We start from the raw sequence: 21,796 nt of genomic DNA on the forward strand, positions 1-21,796 counted from the left end.
TGACGGGTTTTTTTATGGTTAAAAAGTTTTAAGTTTTAGGTTTTCGATGGCAGTAAAAGTTTAAGGCTGAAATTTGGGACAACAAACCTTTTGTTAATTTTATTCAATATATTTTAAAAGTTGTTATTTTTACCAATCAAAAGATACATAATGACTTTTCAAAATACACGCGAATTCGCTAAACAACTTGATTCACAAGATTCTTTACATCATTATCAAGAACAATTTATTTTTCCTAAAGTAAATGACAAACGCGTTATTTATTTTACAGGAAACTCTTTAGGATTACAGCCAAAACGAACCAAAGCCTATATCGATGAAGTTATGAATGACTGGGCAGATCTTGCTGTTGAAGGTCATTTTTATGCCGAAAAACCCTGGTGGGATTATCAGGAAAGATTTGCAGAACCATTGAGTAAAATTGTTGGTGCTTTACCATCAGAAGTTACGGTAATGAATACCTTAACCGTGAATCTTCATTTATTGATGGTTTCATTTTATCAGCCCAAAGGAAAACGATATAAAATTATCTGCGAGGAAAAAGCATTTCCTTCAGATCAATATATGTTTCAGAGTCAGGTACATTTTCATGGATATAAACCGGAAGATGCCATTGTAGAAATTAAACGCAGAGAAGGAGAACATAATATTCGCCTTGAAGATGTTTTGGCAAAAATTGAAGAAGTTGGCGATGAACTGGCTTTAGTTTTAATTGGTGGCGTAAACTATTATACCGGACAAGTTTTTGACATTAAAACAATAACCGAAGCCGGACAAAAAGCCGGAGCAAAAGTAGGTTGGGATTTGGCGCATGCTGCAGGAAATATCAAATTAGAACTTCATGATTGGAATGTGGATTTCGCCGCTTGGTGTAGTTATAAATATATGAATTCAGGCCCAGGAAACGCTTCTGGATGTTTCGTTCATGAAAAACATCATAATTCTGATTTGCCAAGATTTGCGGGTTGGTGGGGACACAACAAAGAACGTCGTTTTAAAATGGAACCAAACTTTGATCCGGTTCATGGTGCAGATGGCTGGCAGATTAGTAATTTACCTGTACTTTCGTTAGCTCCGTATTTAGCTTCGGTAGAAATGTTTGCTGAGGTTGGAATGGATGCTTTAATAAAAAAGAGAGATCATATTACTTCTTATTTAGAATTCATTTTGCATGAAATAGATAAGGAAGTTAAAGGGAATTTTGAAATTATTACACCTTCAAATCCAAGTGAAAGAGCGTCACAGTTGTCTGTTTTTTTACATGGAGAAGGAAGAAGTTTATTCGATTATTTAATGAAAAACGGAGTTATTACAGACTGGCGTGAACCAAATGTAATTCGTTTAGCGCCGGTTCCGTTATATTGTTCTTATGAAGATATGTTCGATTTTGGGCAGATTTTGAAAAGAGGAATTTTAGGTAAGTAAAGTTCTCTCGTAGATTGGCAGAGTTTTTGTTTTACACAGATTCTGCAGATTTAGGCAGATTTTTTTAATTTAGATCTTGTGCTAAATCTGCGTGAAAAAATAAGATCGCTTTTAAATCCGCGTTTTGCTTTAACAATCCGTTTAATCCGTTTTAAAATAATCGTCGTCAAATTATATAACCTTTTGGCTAAATCATGTAACTTTAATAAAAACAATACTCTTTACTTTGTAGCATATAATAAATAAAAACTAAAATTATGAGAACTTTATATGTTTTATTCGCCGCCTTATCAATTGTTTCATGTCAGAATCAAAATAAGGAAGATCTAAATAAAGCCAAACAAGCCAGTATCGATTCGATGAAAGTTGAAATTGATAAACAAAGAGTTGTTGATTCTATGAAGACTGAAATGGCTAAGATAAAAGAAGAGCAACAAAAAGTTGAATCTCAAAAAGTAGTAGTAGTGCATCAGCAGCAAGCTAACGGAACTGCAACTACAACCACAACGACCAAAAAGAAAGGGTGGAGTGCAACTGCTAAAGGTGCCGTAATTGGTGCTGGAGTTGGTGCTGCAACCGGAGCAATTGTGAGTAAGAAAAAAGGTGAAGGTGCCATTATTGGTGGTTTAGCCGGAGCAGCTTTAGGAACTGGAACAGGTGCTGTTATTGATAGTAAAAATAAAAGAAATGAATAAGATTTAAATTCTTATTTAATAAAAACCCCAAATTAAAACTTTAATTTGGGGTTTGTTTTTTTATACCATTTTCGGGTGCGGAATTTTAATTGTGATTAATTCTGCCTTATAAAAATCAAATTGGTTTTTAATTTTTTCTACATCCTTTTTAAAATAAAAACTTGTCGAAAATAAAGTTTGATAATACTCAATTCCTTCTAAAAGATTTGCTTTAAAACTATTCCATTTTTTAAGTTGATTGGTTGTAATTTCTCCGGAAGCAGTTTCAATTTCATTTCTAAAATAGTCAACATACATTTTCAATTCTTTCACAAACAAATTAGGGCGATTATTAGCTCTTAAAACAGACGTATTTCCGTAAATATGACTAACCATATCAGAAAGAGAAACTTCTTGATCAAAATACGCCATATTTGGCCCGGGACAAATAACAACACCTTGCGCTTGTCCTTTTATTTTAATATCATTTTCTAAATAGGAAGCATTTGCTAAACCAACGCACAAACAGGATTTCTCTGTAATTTTTGACTTAGCATTTTCGATAGCAGTAAGCGAAAGATTTTCTTTATGATTTTCTAATTCCTCTAGTTTAATATCCTGATATTTTTTAGATGCCGTACAAATTCCGTGTGGATCGTACTCTTTACTTAAAGCCAGGAATTTTTTCGGGCAGGAACTTCCGGCTTTGTGTTCCTGAATTCGTTTTTGTTTTAAAATTTCATTTGACGTTCCTTTCAAAGTATTAAACGGAACTCCCAAAGGCGAGATATGACTTAAATACAAATCTTCTTCCTTCGCATTTATTAATAATTTTCTCGTGTTAACATCCACAGAAGTTGCTTCGGGAACCAACAAAAAAGGAGAACCCCAGCCAACAGAATCCACATTATAATTGTCTAATAAAAATTCATGTTCTTCAGAAGTTCCTACACCACCCTGAACCGTTATTTTTACGGCTAAAGGCTGATCAGGAAACGGGAGATTCTTTTGCTCTAAAACTTTTACCATCAATTCATGCGAAGATTGAAGTAATTGTTCTTTTTTCTGTTTGAATTCTTCTAAAATAGTTCCCAGTAAAAGTCCGTCAGTTGCAAAAGCGTGACCGCCACAGTTTAATCCGGATTCGATTCTGTATTCAGAAACCCAAAGTCCTTTTTTGGCCAGGAAATTTCCCTGAATCATTGCCGATCTAAAATCACTTACTTTTAGAATTATCTTCTTTTTGAGTTCATTATTTTCATTTGGAAAAAAGTCCGGAAAGTTTTCGAAATAACTATACAGTCTTGGATTCATTCCTGCAGAAAGTACAACTGAAGACTCAAGATTGCTTTTTGCAAAACCTCTTAAAGCCGCATGTGCATCGTTAAATTCAATTGGAAGCTGTTCGTTTTTAATGAAATTATCTTTGTCCAGTTTTGTCATGATATTCACATCAATTGCTCCGGCTGAAAGATGCGTTTCGATAAAATGCTGAATATTTTCTTTAAAAGAAATTCCGTCTTCGAGTAAATTTTGAAAACCTTTTTTGATGTCACTCGTATTGGGTAACATCAACATAAAGTTTTCTAATGCAGTTTTGCTTTCAACTAATTCAGTTTTAAAAGTTTCGAATTTTTGCTTTACAATTTTATCGACTAAATTTAGATAAGATGTAATTCTTTCTGCGCGGTAATCGTGAAATTTCTGAGTTATTTCTTCGTAAGGAAGATTAAATTTTGTGCTGTAAAAATTACGCATCTTCTCAATTAAGTCATCATCAGCAATAGAAATTACAGATGAAATGCCATATTGCGCCACCCGAATCGGGCTGTCAATAGTATATGCAAGCCCCATTACCGGAATATGAAAAGTGTGTAAAGGTGATTTTGTCATTTGTTTTTCAATTAAAAATAAAAACAAATGAAGAAAAAAATAGTTTTAAAAAACCTGATAATTGTCAGGTTTGAATAGGTTTAAAAGTCTGCACTAAAAAAGTTTGCCACAAATTTCACAAATTTACACGAATCATTTTATATGCTGCAGTTAAAAATTAGTGCAAATTTGTGTAATTCGTGGCAAAATATTCTATATCAAAATCTTCTTCAACGACTCAGCAATGCTTCGCCATAAAAAGTTATAAAATGATTTTTCCTGAATTCTTTCTAATTCTACATCAGCGTTTTTAGCTTTATCTTTCGAATCATTTTTGACAAGTAAATTGACAATCGCACTTTTGAGTTTTGCTTCTTTTTCAGGATGTTTCTTTTTGAATAATTTCACTTTTAAATCATCATAATCTAAAGATGCGTTTCCTTTTGCTATATTGTCATTTCCATAAAAATTGAAACGATATTTGGTAAATACTCCGGTAAACGAAGCATTCATATAAGGCTTGCTGAATTTGCCCATTGCCGCAACATCAAAATTTGAAATTACGCCCTGAATATGAAAACTGTCTTTTGGGTCTAAAACATTAAAACTCCAATCGACATTTAATGGCGAAGTTTTCATGAAAACACAATTTACTTTAATCTTAACATCGTTGGTTTTTTTTAAACCAAATCCGCTTCTCAGATTGGTGGCTCGTAGATTAAATTGATCAAAATTTAAAACTCCAGGACCTTTTGTAAAATCAATTTCTTCCTCGTAAACCAATTTAGATTTTAAAACCTGCAGTGTATCAATTTGAAACGGAAATTTGATATTTCGCAATAAATGATTGTAAAGATATTTTTTGCTCAAATCATCTTTTGGCAATTTATTTCGGTAAATATTAGCATCTAAGTGATTGATAACTAACGAAGGAGTATAAAAGAAAAACTTATCATTTTTAAAACCCCATTTCAGGGTATTAATCATGGCAGAATCTAATTTTAGCGTATAAATATCTTTTTCCTTATCCAGTTTCTGAACAAAAACTTTTCGCGAATAAGCCGGTAAAAGTTCAAATTTTTTGATTTTCAAAAAGTTGTTTTCCGTACTAATTTGTCCAATAGTAATATTATAAAACTGACTTGGTTTGTAATAAATACTGTCACACAACAAAACATATTTTTCATACTGGATCGGAATCTTTTCCTTTAAAGTTGCGTCAGTAATCAAAATTCCTTCAAGTTTTACAATGATATTTTTAGCATTAAAAATGGGCTTATTAGTGTCCAGAGAAACAACATCAACTCTTCCTTCATTAATATAAATATTAGAAACCGCAATAATTTTTCTGAAAGGCGCAACAATTTCCTTCTCAATACTTTTGCTGCTGTTTAAAAGTTTATCGCCCTTTTTGTAAAGAATAACTCTGGGTTTGTCGATAATAATACTCTCGGCTTCAATAATGTCACGAAAAGCCAGATCCCAAATATTAAAATGTTTTATAGTAACAGACTCAATTTTAGAATAAAGCCCATTTTTACTATTTTCCGGTTGATTTTTAGGATGAACCAATAAAGTAGTTGCATGAATGTTTCTGGACAAAAGAGAAACTTCAATTTTTTCGTAATTGATGTTGTATGGAGTATTGTTTTTGTCGTTAATAATAATCGGTAATTGTTTTTTTATCCAATAATTGAGACCAACATTGACTAAAATCACAAAAATGAAGACTGAAATTACCCCGATTGCTATTTTTTTATAGATTGACATTTATCCTATTGATTTTAAATACATAAATTTAGGGTTTTAAAAAGTGCTGTTTCTTATATGATTCTATCTTTAAGTTACATCTTAATCGTTTCGTTGTTTTTATCTTTTTTGAAATATGAAAAAAATTAAAAAAATCCTGTTGGTTTTATTTGTTTTGATTGTCATTGCCGGTATAGGTTTATGTGCCTACATTTTTCATTTGAAACCGCAATATGAAGGAGAAATACAATTGAAAAATCTTGAAAAAGAAACTACAGTTTATTTTGATGATTTTGGAGTTCCTCACATTTATGCCGATTCTGAAAAAGATGCAATGACAGCTTTGGGCTATGTTCATGCACAGGAAAGATTATGGCAAATGGAATTGCTTCGGAGAATTGCGCCGGGAAGGTTATCAGAAATTTTCGGGTCGGTTGCACTTAAAAATGATAAGTTTTTCTCCGGAATTGGTATCGAAGAAGCTTCAGCGAAAGCTATTGCCAAATTAGATAAAAACAGTCCCAGTTATCAATTGACATTTGCGTATTTAGACGGGATTAACCAGTATTTAGAAGAAGGTGTTACGCCAATAGAGTTTACTTTGGTTGGAGTAAAAAAGGAAAAATTTACCATAAAAGATGTTTACAATATTTTCGGCTATATGTCTTTTAGTTTTGCAATGGCGCAAAAAACAGATCCTTTATTGACCGATATTCGCAATAAATATGGTGCTGAATACTTGAAAGATTTAGGAATTGAAGGTGAATTTAACACCACAAGAATTAGAAGTTCAAAAGAAAATATTGAAGAATATACTACTATTGCAAAATCTGTCGCAGCATTGTTGGATAAATCTCCAATTCCGCCATTTGTTGGCAGTAACAGTTGGGTTGCCGGACCAAACAAAACAAAAAGCGGTAAAGTTATTTTTGCGAATGATCCGCACATTGGGTTCTCGCAGCCGGCGACCTGGTACGAAGCGCATATTGTAACGCCAAATCATGAATTGTACGGTTGTTATCTGGCCGGAACACCGTTTCCGTTATTGGCACACAATCGCGATTATGCGTATGGTTTAACCATGTTCGAAAATGATGATATCGATTTTTATCAGGAAAAAAATAAAGCCGGAGATTCAAATCAATACCAAACGCGAACCGGTTTTGCAGCTTATGAAACGATAAAGAAAACAATTAAAGTAAAAGATACTTCTGATGTTGTCTTAACGATTAAATCAAGCCGACACGGGCCAATTATGAATGATTTACTGGAACGTTTAGATCGCAAAAATCCGATTGCCATGTCGTGGATTTATACCCAACAGCCTATTCAAATTCTTGATGCCGTTTACGGACTTTCGCATGCTAAAAGTAAAGATGATTTCAAAAAAGCGGTAAAATTGGTTGCGGCGCCGGGATTGAATGTAATGTATGGTGATGCAAAAGGAAATGTGGCCTGGTGGGCAACAGGAACACTTTATAAACACAATAAAGGCGTGAATTCATTTTTTATTCTCGATGGTGCAAGCGGCAAAGATGATATTGCTGAATATTTAGATTTCTCGAAAAATCCCTCGGCAGAAAATCCAAAATGGGGTTATGTATATTCTGCTAATAATCAACCCGAGGCTATTGATGGTTATTTATATCCGGGATATTATTTACCCGAAGATCGCGCCAAAAGAATTTCAGCTTTAATGGATGCAAAATCGGATTGGGATAAAGAAGCAATAAGTAAAATGATTTTTGATAACACATCTCCTGTTGCGCCGGGCGTGGTTGCGAATTTAATTTCGAATGTCAATACTAATTCACTTTCATCAGAAGAGAAGCAGGCCATATCAACTTTGAAATCCTGGAAAGGAACGCATAATTTAGAAGATGTTGCGCCAACGATTTACAACAAATGGGTTTATTTGTATTTGAAAAACACTTTTGAAGACGAAATTGGTTCAGATAATTTCAATTTGTTTCTTGGATTATCTTTAGGAAAACAAATTGTTGCCAGACAAGTTGCGAATGAAAATTCGGTTTGGTGGGATAATATCAAAACCAAGAATAAAAAAGAAAACAGAAGTGAAATCGTTTCTAAATCGTTTCATGAAGCTATTGCGGCACTTCAAAAGCAATTTGCCAATACAGTTTCTGATTGGACTTGGGGAAAAGTGCATACAGTAGAACACGAACACCCAATGGGGAAAGTCGCTGCGTTGCGAAAATTATTTAACGTAGGACCTTTTGCTGATCCGGGATCGAACGAGGTTATTAATAATCAGTTTTTTGGTTATAACGAAGAAGGAAAATATTATGTAAAAGGCGGACCTTCGACAAGAAGAATTGTAGATTTTTCAGATATTGAAAACAGCTGGAGCATTTTACCAACCGGACAATCCGGAAATCCGTTTAGCGAACATTACGACGATCAGGCAGAAATGTTTGTGGCGGGTAAATTCAGAAAAATGAAATTGAATAAGGAAGAGATTGTAAAAACTTCGACGAAATTGGTTTTGAAACCGTAAGAGAAAAATTAATTTTCTTTCAAGTTTCAAGTTCGAGGTTTTAAGAAAAAAACTTAGAACCTCAGAACCTTAGTGTCTTAGAACCTTACTTAGCCAAATACTTCCCGGCAACAATATCTTTGGCATAAATATCCAGATTGTTAAGCAGGACTTTATTGGTTGTCATAACATTTGTAGTCTGGTAAACAGGATCTTTTTCGTATGCTTTTAATAATGTCTCTAAGTCAACTTCATTATAAAAAGCAAACATATTATAGACAGCATCTCTAAAGTTTTTAAAATTGATGCTTTCTGTAATTTCCTTTGTTTTTTGCTCGTTCCATTTTTCTTTGAAACTTGTTTCGTTTATTTTAGTCAGGCAATAATCAACAAAATAGGTTTTATAATTTGTTGCATCGATGATTTTGTTTACAATAATTGTATTTTGCTGCGTTGGCATTGGTACCGATACAGAAGTTTGAGAAATACAAACAGAAGGGATAAATACAAATAATGCTAAAACCAGAAAGGCATGCTTTTTTAAATTTTTCATAGGTTATTTCAAATTGCTTGCAACATTTAGCATTGCAAATGGATTGATTTAGGGCTTTGAGAGCTTTCTTTTGGGCAGGGCTAAAATAGTTTTTTTGTTCTAAATATTCAATTGAAAAATAATATTTAAATAAAAAAAACCGATCGTACAGATTTTTAAAAATCTACCATCGGAAGTTCGTAGGATAAGAATTACGGATCTTGATAATGTTGTTGTCCTAAGTCTATTTTCTTGAAGATCGCATTGCTTTTACAATCTTTAAATTTTCGTTTTTAGAAAGTTTTTCATACTCGGGAGTTTCTCTTCCAAATAAGGCAATTTTTCCTTCTTCATTATTGTGAATTCCCCAGCCGTAACGTTTCGTTAGGGGAGAAGCCCGAAGGCAAGCTTGTCCTTTCGAGAAAAACTGTGCTCTGGCTTCGTTATATTCTGATTTTGTCAAATCATTTTTATCTGCAAATACCTGAAACAAAACTTCATCTGAAGAATATTTGTACGGATTCTTGCTGATCATTTCAAACTCAATATTGGCAACTGTTTTGTTTTCGCCTTTCATTGGCGGAATTTCCCCTCGCGTTGCAGGACTATCTTCTGCAACTTCAATAAAAGTGTTTTGATAATTTGTAGTATGCGTTTTCATTTGATTTATTCTTTAAATTGCCTTTACACTAAAATAATGATTTTATATAAAAAAACTCCGGCAATTAGATTTTATTCTATTTGCCGGAGTTAATAATTTATACCAATATTTTTATTTAGTGTTTTTTAAAATTTCGGCTAACACTTCTTTTCCATGTTGATTTGAAGGGTCAAGTTCTATCGATTTTTTATAATTCGCAATCGCTGATGTTTTGTCTCCATCTTCTAAATATGCCTCGGCTAAACTGTCATACGCATTTCCTGATTTTGGAAAAGCTTCTACATTAATTTTAAAAATTTCGAGCGCTTCTTTCTTTTTCCCAGTTTGCAATAATTGATATCCAACATTATTCATATCGCCTTCTTTGATGCCATACGTTGGATCGTTTTTTAATTTGGTATAAGTTTCAGTTCCGCTTTTAATACCTTTCTCTATGAATACATCTAATAATTCAAACGCAAGAGATTTTTTAGGCTGATTAAATGGCTGATTGTATAAAATATTTCTAATAGACTCTGTCATTTCGCTAAGCAATGTCCTACCTGTATTATTCAATAAAACAATAAGAATTTTGTCTGAAGGAACGCGCGAGATATTAGTATTAAAACCATTTATACCCCCTCCATGTTCAATAATTTTTACTTTTCCTTTAGTTCCTATAGTTATTTCACTAATAAACCACCCATATCCGTAACCGCCATCTCCCATGAGAATGTAGGGTTTAAACAAAGATTCCATTGATTTTTCTGAAAGTAATTTGTTAGTATAAAGTGCCTGATCCCAAAGATATAAGTCTTCTACAGTTGAATACAAAGATCCTGCTGCATACGGAATACTCATGTCTATGTAAGAAGCATTAATGATTTTTTTGCCTTGTTTTTCATAACCTGCAGCTCTGTTTTTTATAACATTGTCACTGTGATCATAACCGGAATTGACCATTTTTAAAGGTGTAAAAATAGTTTCCTGTAAATACTGCTCATAGGTTTTACCAGTAATTTTTTCGATAATATAGCCTAATAAAAAATAACCAGAATTACTGTAAGCGAATTTTTCACCAGGCTTAAATTCAAGTGGCAAATTCGAAAATGTTTTTACAAAATCAGCCGGAGAATAGGGGTTTTTGGCCTTTTCTTTAAGAAAATCTGGAGCATTCGTATAATTAGGTATTCCGGAAGTATGCGTTAGCAAATTTTGAATCGTGATTTTATCACCAACTTCTTTTGGATAATCATGTAAGTAGGTTGTAATAGGAACATCCAGTTTTATTTTTCCTTCTTCGGCAAGTTTCACAATTAAAAACGCCGTAAATTGTTTCGTAATAGAACCTAATCTGAATTTTGTATCAGGTTTATTTGGAATATCCCATTCCATATTGGCAGAACCATATCCTTTTTGGAAAATAACTTTTCCGTTTTCTGATACAAGTGCGGAACCGTTAAATAGTCCGTACTGGTTGTATTGATTCAATAATTGGTCAATTTGTTTTGCTTTGTCCTGAGCCGATACAGTGAAGGCAGCTAATAGAAAAAAGCAAACTGCAATAAGTTTGATTGGTTTTTTCATTTGATTGATAAATGGTTAGAGTTAACGACGGTTTTTTGATTTTGAATGATGAATGAAACGCTTCTAATTTTATTAGACGACTATTCTTTCATTTTGTTTCAAATATCAATCGATTTTTTATCATTTGTCGTAATAACTTATAAATACAACAAAATTTTAAGATTTTTTTTAACCGGTCTGTGTTCGTAACTAACAATTCGTTTCAATTTCCAGTCATTATCTTTTCTTTCCCAGATATGAATAAATTTTTCTGTTGCTTCCGGAATCCCATCAACATAAAAAGTATGTTCGCCTACTTGTACGGCACCAAAATCTCCCAATTTATCAATGGTGCAGGAGTTTAATTTTCGGGTTAGTTTTTCCGGTCGGGCAGATTTAGTAATTAAAGATTTTATTTTACCTCCGCGGGAAACATTGAAGCCAAAACGATCGTCATACAATTCTACATCATCAGCTATTATTTTTTTGAAAGCCGCTGCATCACATTGATTAAATGCAACTTCAAACAGCAAATTGTCCATCTTGATGATTTCAGATTTGAGAAAATTAATCTCTGAAACTTCGCTATTCGTTTGCCCCAAAACTTCTTTGCTTAAAAATAATATAAAAAGCGATAATACATTTATCATAGGTATCATACTTGCGATTTTACTATTATTTATTCGTTTTGGCTGCTTTCATCTGATGATCATAACTAAAAGATCTTGCGAGTTTCCAGACTCCATTTTGCAATAGCCAAACGTGAGTAAATTTTGCTGTACTGCCAGGTTTGTCTTTTTGACCGGGAGAAATTTCAAAGAATTGATGAATTCCGGTTTGCAATGCTCCGTACAATACACCATTTTTGGTTAATGGATAAATTTCGGTACTTCCCGTTATTAAGTCTCTTCGAACTTTATAGCTTTTACCCGAAAGACAAATGCCTTTTTTAAGATTCTGTAAAAAGAGAGTCTTATCAGAAATGCTGTCTTTGTCGTGATAAAACTCAAAATCGTCGCTAATTAGATTTTCAAACTGTGAGATATCGCAAGTATTAAAGCCAACATTAAAGAGTAGGCTGTCTTTTGACATAATTGTCTTGTACAATGTTGAGTTTTTTTCTTCCTGAGAAAATCCAATGTAGAATTGGAGAAGTAATATTCCAACTAAAATTGCTTTAAATTGGAAAGAGGATTTGTTGATTTTCATTTTTGATTGATTTGATTGATGATTTGCAATATTAGTTCAATCCTGATTCGCAAAATTGTACAAATGCGAAATTTTATCTTTTTTCTGAAAGAAAATAAGAGCTTGAGTTGAACATTTTTGGAGTTGTTTTCGTCACATCTTTAAACTTTTTTATAAAATGTGACTGGTCAAAATATTTGTTGTAAAGCGCGACATCCGTCAAACTAAGTTTTTCTAAATCAGAATTTACCATTTGATCGACCGATTTTCTGAATTTCAGGATCTGAATGTAGTTTTTAATCGTCAGTCCCGTTGCTGCTTTAAATTTAATTTGAAGTAATCGTTGTGAAGCATTTAAACTTTTTCCAATTTCAGAAACATTAATTTCTTCATTATGAAACTTGATTATTTCGCATATTTTTTCAACAAGATTTTTGTTTGGATGCGTGGTGTTTAAATCTTCAAAATAGTCGTTAATAATATTTAATAACGATGCAATATCGCTGTTTAAACCCGTTTCAATTTTAGTTTTAAAAGGCAATTCAGTTGAGGTGATTTTAATAATTGAATCCGAAAAATTGCTCAAATCATAATTTGGAAACATCGAAAGTGTCCAGGCGTGAAATTGTATGATCGTAACTTTGGTTTTAGGCTGAATATTGACCAAAACTTTATTGGTCATTTGCGAACAAAAATAAAATCCCTCGTTCATTTCATACTTCTTTTTACTCGTATGAACTTCAATAGAATTTCCACTAACAATAGCCAGATTAAAGCAACCGTTGGGTAAAACCAGTTTATTTTCGATTATAGTTTTGCCAATACTGTTGTCCAGACACCAAATTTTATTCACGAAACGTTCGCAATTTTCACTTACATAATATTCTGAATATAATTTCATGCGTTATTATGTTGTTTGATAATTGTTTAGTGTTTATTTTTTGCTTGTAAATAACTCTACGCTCGATGTTTTATTAAATGGATCGTTGAAGAAACTCATTAAAACTAAATTGCCGTTGATTTGTTTGTAGTTTCCGGCTTCATTATTATTTCCGTATGCAATTTTTACATCTGTTTGTGCGGAAGCTTTTCCGATAAATAACAAAATAAAAGATAATAAAATGATTGATTTTTTCATGATTTGATTGATTGATGATTTTTGTAAAAATGATGATTGGTCATTGTAATTGTATTAGACGACAGAATTTGTATTTTGTTTCAGTTTTAAAGATATTAATCTAGTTTAAATAAATTCAGAAAAACATTCTCTTTTTGTAAATTCCCAGTCCTCTAAAATGATACTGTAATAAACATCATCTTTGCTTTTCCCTTCAGCATCAACATAATTATTTCTAAATATTCCTTCTTTTACGGCACCTAATTTTTCAATTGCTCTTTGCGATTTTTTGTTTTCAAGATCAGCGCTGAATTGTATTCTCCTGAATTGAATGTTTTCGAAGCCAAAATTCAGCAATTCATATTTGCAGGCTTTGTTTAAACCTGTTCCCTGAAATTGTTTTCCGTACCAAGTCCAGCCAATTTCGCATTTTTGACTTGCATGATTTAAATATCCGTAACGAGTGCTTCCGGCAACTTTATTGGTGACTTTGTTAATAATTAGAAACGGATAACAAATTCCGTCTGCTTTTTGTTTTAAAGTATTTTGAATGTAATTTTCGAAGTCGATGTCATTTTTTACATACATTCCCATATATTTCCAGATTTCATCATCAAAAATGATTTCTTTTAGTTCGATGTTTCTTTCGTTTTCGAATGGAAGTAATAGTACTTTATCGTTTTCCAGAATAATGTTTGATTGTAATAGTTCGCTTTTCATATGATTTGTTTTATGGAGGATTGCCACAAAGTCATAAAGGCGCAAAGTTATTTCACGCAGATTTTTCTAATCTTTTATTCCTGGGCTTATATAAAAAACTTTGCGGCTTTGCGAGAGATTATCTCTTGAGCGAAAATAGACTTTTCTACACTTCTAATAAATCTATAAAAACGCAAATTTGTTATGAAAACGAGTGTTGCATGAGGGATAGAGGCGGTATCCTTTTATGAAGAGAAGCGGAATAAAAGATATAGCCGAAAGCCCCGACGCGCTTTTTCTGCGGGTCATGCCATGATAAATAAGCTTTTAAATCATAAATATTTCCTTTATTTTTAAGCTCTTGTAGAATTATTACTTATTTTTACGATCTTATATTTAGATTTTTCTTGATGCAAACTTCACTAAAAATTGCCGTTGTAGGTTCCGGACTTGTGGGATCGCTTTTGGCAATTTATCTTAAAAAAGCAGGTCACACCGTTCATGTTTATGATCGAAGCCCTGATATTCGAAAAATAAATTTTTCTGGTCGTTCTATAAATCTGGCGATGTCTAATCGTGGTTGGAAAGCTCTTGACGGCGTTGGTGTTGGCGATTCGGTGCGGGAAATCGCAATTCCGATGGACAAACGCGCGATTCATTTGGTTGATAAACTCAATTTTCAGAATTACGGACAGGAAGGCGAGTCGATTTATTCGATTTCGAGAGGAACACTAAACCGAAAAATGATTGATCTTGCCGAACAAGCGGGAGCCGAGTTTTATTTTGAAGAAAAAATCTGGGATGTAACGCTAAGTGATGCGACTTTGCATATTGGCGAAACCGAGAGAGGGGAGTGGGAAGAGCGAAAATACGATATGGTTTTTGGTGCCGATGGTGCTTTTTCAAGAATCCGTCATAGAATGCAACGCCAGAGCATGTTCAATTATTCGCAGGAATTTTTGAATATGGGATATAAAGAATTGAATATTCCGGCAAATGCCGATGCTACACATAAATTAGATAAAAACTCTTTTCATATCTGGCCTCGTGGCGAGTATATGTTGATTGCGCTTCCTAATCTTGACGGAAGTTTTACATGTACGCTGTTTATGCCTTTTGAAGGAGAAAATTCGTTTGCTTCCCTTACAGATCGAAAAATGGTTGAGGATTTCTTTGAGAAAAACTTTCCGGATTCGATAGAAGTTATCCCAAAACTGGCCGAAGATTTCTTTAAAAATCCAACGAGTACTTTGGTGACAATGAAATGTTTTCCGTGGACATACGAAGATAAAATTGCTTTAATTGGAGATGCTTGTCACGCTATTGTTCCGTTTTACGGACAAGGAATGAATGCTGGTTTTGAAGATATTAGCGTTTTGCAGGAAATGATCGAAAAATACGGAGACGATTGGAAAACGATTTTCTCTGAATATCAAATTTCACGCAAACCAAACGCTGATGCAATTGCAGAACTTTCGTATCGTAATTTCATGGAAATGAGTACAAAAACTGCCGATGAGAAATTCTTGCTACAAAAGAAAATAGAAAAAGCATTCTCTGACAGACATCCTGATAAATGGATTCCACTTTACAGCCGTGTAACTTTTAGCGATCGCCCGTATGCGGAAGCTTTAGCAATAGGTGATTTCCAAAACGGAATTATGGAAGAAATTCTAAAACTGGATAATATTGAAAACATCTGGAACACTCCTGAAATCGATACTAAGATTTTGGAGTTGTTGAATAAATAAGTTCAAAATCAATTACAATATCAAAAATCAATTTTAAAATTTGACATTGATATTGTAATTGATTTTTGATATTGTACTTCTTATTTTTTGAATATTTTAGTCAAAACACCAAAAACGCCTCTTATAAAAGTAGCACTCGTAACCACTTTCAAAACCGATTTTGTAACAACGCTTGCTGTTGTTGGCTCCGATTTTGAAGATTTTGTTGGCGCTTGTTCTTCCTGTTCAGCAGCAGCCTGATTTGCAGATTCGATTTTTTTGTTTAGAATTTCGTAAGCGCTTTCGCGATCCATTTCGTCACTATATTTTTTTACCAATTTCGATTTGTTGTTGATTTCTTCAATTTCATCTGCGGTCAAAATATCCATTCGACTCTGTGGAGCACGCATCATAGTGGCTACAAGCGGCGTCGGAACTCCTTTTTCATTCAAAGCAGTAACCAAAGCTTCTCCAATCCCTAAACTCGTAAGCAATTCATCTGTTTTATAGTAAGCAGAAGTTGGGTAATTATCAGCTGTTTTTTTAATCGCTTGTCGGTCATTTGCTGTAAAAGCTCTAAGTGCATGCTGAATTTTCAATCCTAATTGTGCCAAAACACCACTTGGCACATCCATTGGGTTTTGCGTTACAAAATAAACACCAACACCTTTAGAACGAATTAGTTTTACAATCGTTTCGATTTGTTCTAACAATGCTTTACTGGCTTCGTTAAATATTAAATGTGCTTCATCAATAAAAATGACCAATTCCGGTTGTTCTGCATCTCCTTTTTCAGGCATTTTCTGGTAAATTTCAGCCAATAAACTCAACATAAAAGTCGAGAATAACTTTGGTTTGTCCTGAATGTCCGTCAGGCGGATGATGTTTACGTAACCTTTTCCATTCTCATCAATTCTCATTAAATCATCAATTTCAAAAGATAATTCACCAAAGAATAAATCCCCACCCTGTTGTTCGAGTTCGATTATTTTTCGAAGAATCGTTCCTGTTGTTGCAGTCGAAATTTTGCCATAACTTTCCGTAATTTCATCTTTACCTTCTTCAGTGATATAATTAATGACTTTTTTAATGTCTTTTAAATCCAACAAAGGCATTTTATTATCATCGCAGTATTTAAAAATAACGGCAACAACCCCGGCCTGTGTGTCATTCAAATCTAAAATCCTTGAAAACAATACAGGTCCAAATTCAGAAACAGTGGCGCGTAGGCGAACTCCATTTTGTTTAGACAATGACATTAATTCAACAGGAAATGAGCTTACATTATAAGGTATGTTTATTTTAGCATGACGTTCAGTAATGAAGCCTTCTTCTTTTCCTTCTTTGGCAATACCACTAAAATCACCTTTTATATCCATCATCAGGACAGGAATCCCCGCATTTGACAGCTGTTCAGAAAAAACCTGAATCGTTTTTGTTTTTCCGGTTCCGGTTGCGCCCGCTATAAGGCCATGACGATTTAGCGTTTTTAAGGGAATTTTTACGTGAGCTTCAGCAATTGGTTCGCCGTCAAGTAGCGCGCCTCCCAGTGTAATGCTGTCACCCTTCGCCAAATAACCATTGTTTATATCTTGAATGAAATTGTCCTTTTTATTCATGTTTTTGTTGTAATTTAGATGATTATAAGAGTATTACTTTGTTTTTTAACAATTTGATTACTTTTTTTTTAGTAGGAAAAAGCTTTTAAGCACTAAAAATATTATAAAAAATAATTTCGCAACTTTTTAAGAAGATATCAACGGAATCTTTGAATATTGACTAAAACGTTGTAATTTTCCCAGATTTAGCTCGTATTTTTGTTTTATCGAAAAAAGAACGTTGGCAAATTAATGAGATATTTTTTAAATTGACGTTAAATTTCCTTCAATAAAATTAAAAAAAGTTTTTTTATTTAAACTAAACGTATAAATTTGCTCCTCTACAAGTTAAATATAACTAAAAAATAAAAATTATTTAAAACTATTAAATTTAAAAAAAATGGCAAACGTTAAAGTTAAAAAAGAAAGCACTTCAAATGGAGGAGGAATGATTACTGGAATCATTATTGTAGCGTGTATTTTGGTTGGGGTGTTTATTTGGAAAGTAATTATGGGAGATGCTGCTAACTTCGAAGGTGGTAATCCTGAAACAGGTCACCCAATTAATACATTAGGGCAAGTATATAAAGGAGGATTTATTGTACCGGTATTATTAGGTATGTTTTTAATGGTTGTCGTGTTTTCTATTGAAAGATTTATCGTTATCGGTAAAGCAGCTGGAAAATCTAATTTAGATAAATTCATGAAAAGCGTTCAAGGAAGTATTAAAGAAGGAAACATCGAAGCTGCAATCGCTGCTTGTGACAAACAACAAGGTTCAGTTGCAAATGCAATTAAATCTGCTTTGATTAAATACCAAGACGTTAAAAAAGAAGGTTTCAACAGTGAAGAGGCTTCAGAAGTAATCCACAAAGAAATCGAAGAGGCAACTTCATTAGAAATGCCAATGTTAGAAAAAAATATGACTATTATCTCTACTTTAGTATCATTAGGAACTTTAGGAGGATTATTAGGAACTGTATCAGGGATGATTAAAGCGTTTGGTGCGTTAGCTTCTGCTGGAACTCCAGATCAGGCTGCTCTTGCAACAGGTATCTCTGAAGCACTTATCAACACTGCAACAGGTATCTCTACTTCAATCTTAGCTATCGTTTCTTACAACTTCTTTACTGCTAAAATTGATGATTTAACTTACTCTATCGATGAGGCTGGTACTACAATTGTAAATACTTACAGAAGATTCAGAGGAAGTTTGAAACAATAATTAATTTTTGATATTATAATTTTAATTAATTATATCAAAATAAAAATAAAAGAGAATGGCTAAAATAAAAATGAAAAAAAAGTCAACATCGACAGATATGACTGCCATGTGTGATGTTGCGTTCCTTTTGCTTACGTTCTTTATTTTGACCGCTACTGCTAAGGTGCCAGAAGCACTTCCTGTTGACATGCCTTCTTCTACTGTTCAAAGTAAATTACCAGATTCAGATTTGGCAATTATCACTATTGGAAAAGGTGAAGATGGAAAAAGCAAAGTGTTTTTTGACATTAAAGGAAGAGAGATTCGTAAAAGAACTCTTGAGGGAATGGGTGCAAAATTCGGTGTGACTTTTTCAGAAGAAGATAAAACTAAGTTTGCTTTAATGGATGACTTCGGTGTTCCTGTAGCAGAATTGAAGAGTATTATCGATATGAAAGCGGCTGATAGAGTTAAAGCAGATCAACGTGGAATTCCAATCGATTCTTTAGATAATCAATTAAAAGAATGGTTGTTGATTTCAAGAAGAGCTGCAATTGACCTAGATGATAAAGAATTGCAAATTGCCATTAAGGGTGATGCTAAAGAACAATATCCACAAATCAAAAAGATTATGGATATTTTACAAGATCAAAAAATCAATTCCTTTAACTTAGTTACTGGTATGAGAGGAAAAGACTTTTAATTAAAAAAGATACACTAAAATGGCTGAATTAAATACCGGCGACGGTGGTGGCGGAAAAGGTGGTAAAGTAAGAAGTAAAAAGCAAAACTCTAAAGTCGATTTAACGGCAATGGTAGATTTGGCTTTCTTATTGATCACATTCTTTATGTTAACCACATCGTTGTCAAAACCACAATCGATGGATTTGTCTCTGCCAGATAAATCTGAAGAAGATAAACCTGAGAATCCAACGAAAGTAGATGAAAACCGTACGATGACTTTGATGTTAGGTGCAAATAATAAGATTGTTTATTATATGGGATTACTTGCTACTCCTATTGCTGGACCTAAAGATATTGCATATGGTAAAGATGGAATTCGTAGAGAAGTTCTTAAAAGAAAGAAATCAGTTCTAGAATATTCTGCAGCTAAAGGGAAACCTAAAAACGGAATCATCGTTATTATTAAACCAAGTAAAAAATCAACTTATCGTAATTTAGTTGATATTTTGGATGAGATGGCGATTTCTGGAGTTGAAACTTATGCTATCGTTCCTGAGTTTTCGCCAGAAGAAACTAAATTGATTGATCCTACTAACACAGGTACTACTAACACAGATCCTGCTAAATAAGAGATATCTTGTTTTTAACATCTTAATAATCAAGAAAAATGAAGTTAGATATTATAAAAAATCAGTGGCTTGATATCGTATTCGAAGGACGTAATAAGATATATGGTGCATATGAGCTAAGAAAAGCAAATACTAAAACAACGGTAAAAGCACTTATCATTGGTTCAGTTATTTTTGCTGTAGCTGTTGCGGCTCCTCTTATTGCAAGTTTTTTGCCAGATTCTGGTGAAGATGATGTGAATAAAGATATCAAGATTGCTACAGTAAAATTACCTCCTAAAAAAGAGGAAGTTAAGCCTAATGAGCCACCGCCACCGCCACCGCCACCAAAAGTGGATCAGGTAAAGTTTGTGAAACCGGTTGTTGCTAAGGCAAATGAAGTTACTGAAGATCCTCCAAAAATTGAGGAACTTAAAGACAAAAAAGTTGGTTCTGAAACTATCAAAGGAGATCCAGATGCAGTTTTAACTGTTGATGAGCCAGTAGGTACTGGTACTGCTGCAGTAGTTGAAGAAGATAACCAAGTATACAACACAGCTGGTATCGAAGTAAAACCAGATTTCCCTGGAGGAATTGAGAAATTCTACAAATTCGTAGGAAACAATTACAAGACTCCGGAAGAAGAAGGTTTGAAAGGTAAAGTTTATGTTACTTTTGTAGTTGAAAAAGACGGGTCATTAACCGACATTAAAGTTTTAAGGGATATCGGTTACGGTACAGGAGCAGAAGCAATTCGTGTTCTTAAAAAATGTCCAAAATGGACTCCCGGCGAGCAAAATGGTAAAAAAGTTAGGGTACTATACTCTCTTCCTATTACTATTCAATCTGCAGAATAATGTTAAAAGATATGCTTAATAATATTCAGAAGAAATCGCTCAAAGAGCGATTTCTTCTTGTTTTAGGAATAATGTTTTTTTTAATATATCTTGTACTAGGTTTAATGATTATGTTTTGGGAAAAATTACCATTAGACATTGAGCCTAAATACAGATATGCTTTCGGAGGTTTGCTAATAGTATATTCGGCAATACGATTTCTAAGATTAATTAATTCAAATACAGAATAGTTATGTTGAAGTATGGTAAAGTTTTCGGATTGGTTGTTTTTGTCTTTTTGTTTGCCATGTGTAACCAAAAAAGCAAGAATGAATCTGATAAAGAAACAATTTTAAAAGGATCTATTGATATTGCTGTTGACGAAACGGTTAAACCAATTGTTGATGATCAGGTTGCTGTTTTTGAAGGAACTTACTATGGAGCTAAAATTTCTGTAAAACCTAAATCAGAAGCAGAGCTTATAAACGATTTGTTGAATCAAAAAACTAAAGTTGTTGTAACAACCAGGGATTTAACTAAGGAGGAAAAAAGCAGATTTGAAAAAAGTAAAATTAATCCGCGAGTTACGCCGTTTGCAACCGATGCAATTGCTTTTATTTCAAACAAAAGCAATAATGATACATTAATTGCGTTGAAAACTGTAATTGATTTTATGCAGGGTAAGTCTGATCCTAGAATAAAAGGACTTGTTTTTGATAATCCAAATTCAAGTACGGTACGTTACATGAAAGAAATTGCTAAAGTTAAAGACATTCCTGCAAAAGGTGTTTTTTCTTTTAAAAATAACGATGAAGTTATTAAATTTGTTTCTGAAAATGACGGAATGATTGGTGTAGTGGGCGTAAATTGGTTATCACAGCCCTCGCCAAATATGGCTGATGTTATTAAAAAGATTAATGTTTTGGGTGTAAAAGGTTTACAGGGAGATAAATATTATAGCCCAACTCAAAATGATTTGGCTGAAGCAAAATATCCTTTGGCACGCGATTTGTTTATCATAAACTGTCAGGGTTATTCTGGTTTAGGAATGGGCTTTGCTTCATTCATTGCCGGAGACATAGGACAGCGAATTGTTTTAAAATCCGGATTACTTCCTGTAAGAGTTCCGGGAAGAAAGCTAAAAATTAGAAGTCAAATTATAAACGATAAAGAATAA

At 33.3% G+C, this 21,796-nt stretch carries 21 protein-coding genes; 10 read left to right on the plus strand and 11 right to left on the minus strand.

What is annotated here, in order from left to right; genetic code table 11:
- Positions 1 to 150: 150 nt before the first annotated feature.
- Positions 151 to 1,425, plus strand: a complete 1,275-nt coding sequence (gene kynU, locus EV143_RS03650) for a kynureninase (protein WP_133506607.1) — start codon at positions 151 to 153, stop codon at positions 1,423 to 1,425.
- Positions 1,426 to 1,682: 257 nt separating this feature from the next.
- Positions 1,683 to 2,120 (plus strand): YMGG-like glycine zipper-containing protein, encoded by a 438-nt coding sequence (locus EV143_RS03655; RefSeq protein ID WP_133506608.1) that lies wholly within the window; start codon positions 1,683 to 1,685, stop codon positions 2,118 to 2,120.
- A gap of 60 nt (positions 2,121 to 2,180) precedes the next feature.
- Here the strand turns inward: EV143_RS03655 and EV143_RS03660 are convergent, their stop codons facing one another.
- Both EV143_RS03660 and EV143_RS03665 read right to left on the minus strand, forming a co-directional pair.
- Positions 2,181 to 3,992, minus strand: coding sequence for a hypothetical protein (locus EV143_RS03660; protein ID WP_133506609.1), 1,812 nt, complete (start codon positions 3,990 to 3,992; stop codon positions 2,181 to 2,183).
- 192 nt (positions 3,993 to 4,184) lie between these two features.
- A complete protein-coding gene (locus EV143_RS03665) occupies positions 4,185 to 5,741 on the minus strand; it encodes a hypothetical protein (RefSeq protein WP_133506610.1) in 1,557 nt (518 codons plus the stop codon).
- A 115-nt stretch (positions 5,742 to 5,856) separates the two neighbouring features.
- Here EV143_RS03665 and EV143_RS03670 point away from each other — a divergent pair, with 115 nt between their 5' ends.
- The gene (locus tag EV143_RS03670; RefSeq protein WP_133506611.1) at positions 5,857 to 8,238 is read left to right on the plus strand and encodes a penicillin acylase family protein; all 2,382 of its coding nucleotides are present in this window, start codon (positions 5,857 to 5,859) and stop codon (positions 8,236 to 8,238) included.
- An 85-nt stretch (positions 8,239 to 8,323) separates the two neighbouring features.
- Here EV143_RS03670 and EV143_RS03675 read toward each other — a convergent pair whose 3' ends face one another.
- From EV143_RS03675 to EV143_RS03710, 8 genes are all read right to left on the minus strand, one after another.
- Positions 8,324 to 8,770, minus strand: a complete 447-nt coding sequence (locus EV143_RS03675; protein ID WP_133506612.1) for a hypothetical protein — start codon at positions 8,768 to 8,770, stop codon at positions 8,324 to 8,326.
- A 223-nt stretch (positions 8,771 to 8,993) separates the two neighbouring features.
- Positions 8,994 to 9,410 (minus strand): DUF6157 family protein, encoded by a 417-nt coding sequence (locus EV143_RS03680; protein ID WP_133506613.1) that lies wholly within the window; start codon positions 9,408 to 9,410, stop codon positions 8,994 to 8,996.
- A 111-nt stretch (positions 9,411 to 9,521) separates the two neighbouring features.
- Positions 9,522 to 10,976, minus strand: coding sequence for a serine hydrolase domain-containing protein (locus tag EV143_RS03685; protein WP_133506614.1), 1,455 nt, complete (start codon positions 10,974 to 10,976; stop codon positions 9,522 to 9,524).
- Positions 10,977 to 11,113: 137 nt separating this feature from the next.
- On the minus strand, positions 11,114 to 11,614 hold the full coding sequence (locus EV143_RS03690) for a nuclear transport factor 2 family protein (RefSeq protein ID WP_133506615.1): 501 nt from the start codon (positions 11,612 to 11,614) through the stop codon (positions 11,114 to 11,116).
- 16 nt (positions 11,615 to 11,630) lie between these two features.
- The gene (locus tag EV143_RS03695; RefSeq protein ID WP_133506616.1) at positions 11,631 to 12,164 is read right to left on the minus strand and encodes a nuclear transport factor 2 family protein; all 534 of its coding nucleotides are present in this window, start codon (positions 12,162 to 12,164) and stop codon (positions 11,631 to 11,633) included.
- 73 nt (positions 12,165 to 12,237) lie between these two features.
- A complete protein-coding gene (locus EV143_RS03700) occupies positions 12,238 to 13,044 on the minus strand; it encodes a helix-turn-helix domain-containing protein (RefSeq protein ID WP_133506617.1) in 807 nt (268 codons plus the stop codon).
- A 33-nt stretch (positions 13,045 to 13,077) separates the two neighbouring features.
- A complete protein-coding gene (locus tag EV143_RS03705; protein WP_133506618.1) occupies positions 13,078 to 13,281 on the minus strand; it encodes a hypothetical protein in 204 nt (67 codons plus the stop codon).
- A gap of 105 nt (positions 13,282 to 13,386) precedes the next feature.
- The gene (locus EV143_RS03710; RefSeq protein ID WP_133506619.1) at positions 13,387 to 13,980 is read right to left on the minus strand and encodes a GNAT family N-acetyltransferase; all 594 of its coding nucleotides are present in this window, start codon (positions 13,978 to 13,980) and stop codon (positions 13,387 to 13,389) included.
- A gap of 389 nt (positions 13,981 to 14,369) precedes the next feature.
- Between EV143_RS03710 and EV143_RS03715 the strand changes: the two genes are divergently transcribed.
- A complete protein-coding gene (locus EV143_RS03715) occupies positions 14,370 to 15,710 on the plus strand; it encodes an FAD-dependent oxidoreductase (RefSeq protein WP_133506620.1) in 1,341 nt (446 codons plus the stop codon).
- A gap of 80 nt (positions 15,711 to 15,790) precedes the next feature.
- On the opposite strand, the gene EV143_RS03720 is transcribed toward EV143_RS03715, so the two are convergent.
- Positions 15,791 to 17,308: a helicase HerA-like domain-containing protein gene (locus tag EV143_RS03720; protein ID WP_133506621.1), complete on the minus strand. Its 1,518-nt coding sequence runs from the start codon at positions 17,306 to 17,308 to the stop codon at positions 15,791 to 15,793.
- Between the two features lie 379 nt (positions 17,309 to 17,687).
- Between EV143_RS03720 and EV143_RS03725 the strand changes: the two genes are divergently transcribed.
- Genes EV143_RS03725 through EV143_RS03750 form a run of 6 tightly spaced genes read left to right on the plus strand, consistent with a single transcriptional unit; the run spans position 17,688 to position 21,796 of the window.
- Positions 17,688 to 18,512 carry a MotA/TolQ/ExbB proton channel family protein gene (locus EV143_RS03725; protein ID WP_133506622.1) on the plus strand — a complete coding sequence of 275 codons (825 nt, stop codon included), beginning with the start codon at positions 17,688 to 17,690 and terminating at the stop codon, positions 18,510 to 18,512.
- Between the two features lie 55 nt (positions 18,513 to 18,567).
- Complete coding sequence (locus tag EV143_RS03730) at positions 18,568 to 19,194, plus strand: ExbD/TolR family protein (protein ID WP_133506623.1); 627 nt, start codon at positions 18,568 to 18,570, stop codon at positions 19,192 to 19,194.
- A 19-nt stretch (positions 19,195 to 19,213) separates the two neighbouring features.
- On the plus strand, positions 19,214 to 19,804 hold the full coding sequence (locus tag EV143_RS03735; RefSeq protein WP_133506624.1) for an ExbD/TolR family protein: 591 nt from the start codon (positions 19,214 to 19,216) through the stop codon (positions 19,802 to 19,804).
- A gap of 38 nt (positions 19,805 to 19,842) precedes the next feature.
- Complete coding sequence (locus EV143_RS03740; protein WP_133506625.1) at positions 19,843 to 20,640, plus strand: energy transducer TonB; 798 nt, start codon at positions 19,843 to 19,845, stop codon at positions 20,638 to 20,640.
- Positions 20,640 to 20,870, plus strand: coding sequence for a hypothetical protein (locus EV143_RS21715; RefSeq protein ID WP_133506626.1), 231 nt, complete (start codon positions 20,640 to 20,642; stop codon positions 20,868 to 20,870). Before EV143_RS03740 ends, EV143_RS21715 begins: the two co-directional genes overlap by 1 nt.
- 2 nt (positions 20,871 to 20,872) lie before the next feature.
- Positions 20,873 to 21,796 carry a PstS family phosphate ABC transporter substrate-binding protein gene (locus tag EV143_RS03750; protein ID WP_133506627.1) on the plus strand — a complete coding sequence of 308 codons (924 nt, stop codon included), beginning with the start codon at positions 20,873 to 20,875 and terminating at the stop codon, positions 21,794 to 21,796.

Source organism: Flavobacterium chryseum (assembly GCF_004362015.1).
In the GTDB taxonomy this organism is placed as follows: domain Bacteria; phylum Bacteroidota; class Bacteroidia; order Flavobacteriales; family Flavobacteriaceae; genus Flavobacterium.

Bases quoted from the DNA above. Each gene is read 5' to 3' on its own strand.
- EV143_RS03730 (WP_133506623.1), top strand. From the start codon at position 18,568: ATGGCTAAAATAAAAATGAAAAAAAAGTCAACATCGACAGATATGACT.
- EV143_RS03700 (WP_133506617.1), bottom strand. From the start codon at position 13,044: ATGAAATTATATTCAGAATATTATGTAAGTGAAAATTGCGAACGTTTC.
- EV143_RS03695 (WP_133506616.1), bottom strand. From the start codon at position 12,164: ATGAAAATCAACAAATCCTCTTTCCAATTTAAAGCAATTTTAGTTGGA.
- EV143_RS03690 (WP_133506615.1), bottom strand. From the start codon at position 11,614: ATGATACCTATGATAAATGTATTATCGCTTTTTATATTATTTTTAAGC.
- EV143_RS03715 (WP_133506620.1), top strand. From the start codon at position 14,370: ATGCAAACTTCACTAAAAATTGCCGTTGTAGGTTCCGGACTTGTGGGA.
- EV143_RS03685 (WP_133506614.1), bottom strand. From the start codon at position 10,976: ATGAAAAAACCAATCAAACTTATTGCAGTTTGCTTTTTTCTATTAGCT.
- EV143_RS03675 (WP_133506612.1), bottom strand. From the start codon at position 8,770: ATGAAAAATTTAAAAAAGCATGCCTTTCTGGTTTTAGCATTATTTGTA.
- EV143_RS03720 (WP_133506621.1), bottom strand. From the start codon at position 17,308: ATGAATAAAAAGGACAATTTCATTCAAGATATAAACAATGGTTATTTG.
- kynU (WP_133506607.1), top strand. From the start codon at position 151: ATGACTTTTCAAAATACACGCGAATTCGCTAAACAACTTGATTCACAA.
- EV143_RS21715 (WP_133506626.1), top strand. From the start codon at position 20,640: ATGTTAAAAGATATGCTTAATAATATTCAGAAGAAATCGCTCAAAGAG.
- EV143_RS03660 (WP_133506609.1), bottom strand. From the start codon at position 3,992: ATGACAAAATCACCTTTACACACTTTTCATATTCCGGTAATGGGGCTT.
- EV143_RS03710 (WP_133506619.1), bottom strand. From the start codon at position 13,980: ATGAAAAGCGAACTATTACAATCAAACATTATTCTGGAAAACGATAAA.
- EV143_RS03680 (WP_133506613.1), bottom strand. From the start codon at position 9,410: ATGAAAACGCATACTACAAATTATCAAAACACTTTTATTGAAGTTGCA.
- EV143_RS03655 (WP_133506608.1), top strand. From the start codon at position 1,683: ATGAGAACTTTATATGTTTTATTCGCCGCCTTATCAATTGTTTCATGT.
- EV143_RS03725 (WP_133506622.1), top strand. From the start codon at position 17,688: ATGGCAAACGTTAAAGTTAAAAAAGAAAGCACTTCAAATGGAGGAGGA.
- EV143_RS03735 (WP_133506624.1), top strand. From the start codon at position 19,214: ATGGCTGAATTAAATACCGGCGACGGTGGTGGCGGAAAAGGTGGTAAA.
- EV143_RS03670 (WP_133506611.1), top strand. From the start codon at position 5,857: ATGAAAAAAATTAAAAAAATCCTGTTGGTTTTATTTGTTTTGATTGTC.
- EV143_RS03740 (WP_133506625.1), top strand. From the start codon at position 19,843: ATGAAGTTAGATATTATAAAAAATCAGTGGCTTGATATCGTATTCGAA.
- EV143_RS03705 (WP_133506618.1), bottom strand. From the start codon at position 13,281: ATGAAAAAATCAATCATTTTATTATCTTTTATTTTGTTATTTATCGGA.
- EV143_RS03665 (WP_133506610.1), bottom strand. From the start codon at position 5,741: ATGTCAATCTATAAAAAAATAGCAATCGGGGTAATTTCAGTCTTCATT.
- EV143_RS03750 (WP_133506627.1), top strand. From the start codon at position 20,873: ATGTTGAAGTATGGTAAAGTTTTCGGATTGGTTGTTTTTGTCTTTTTG.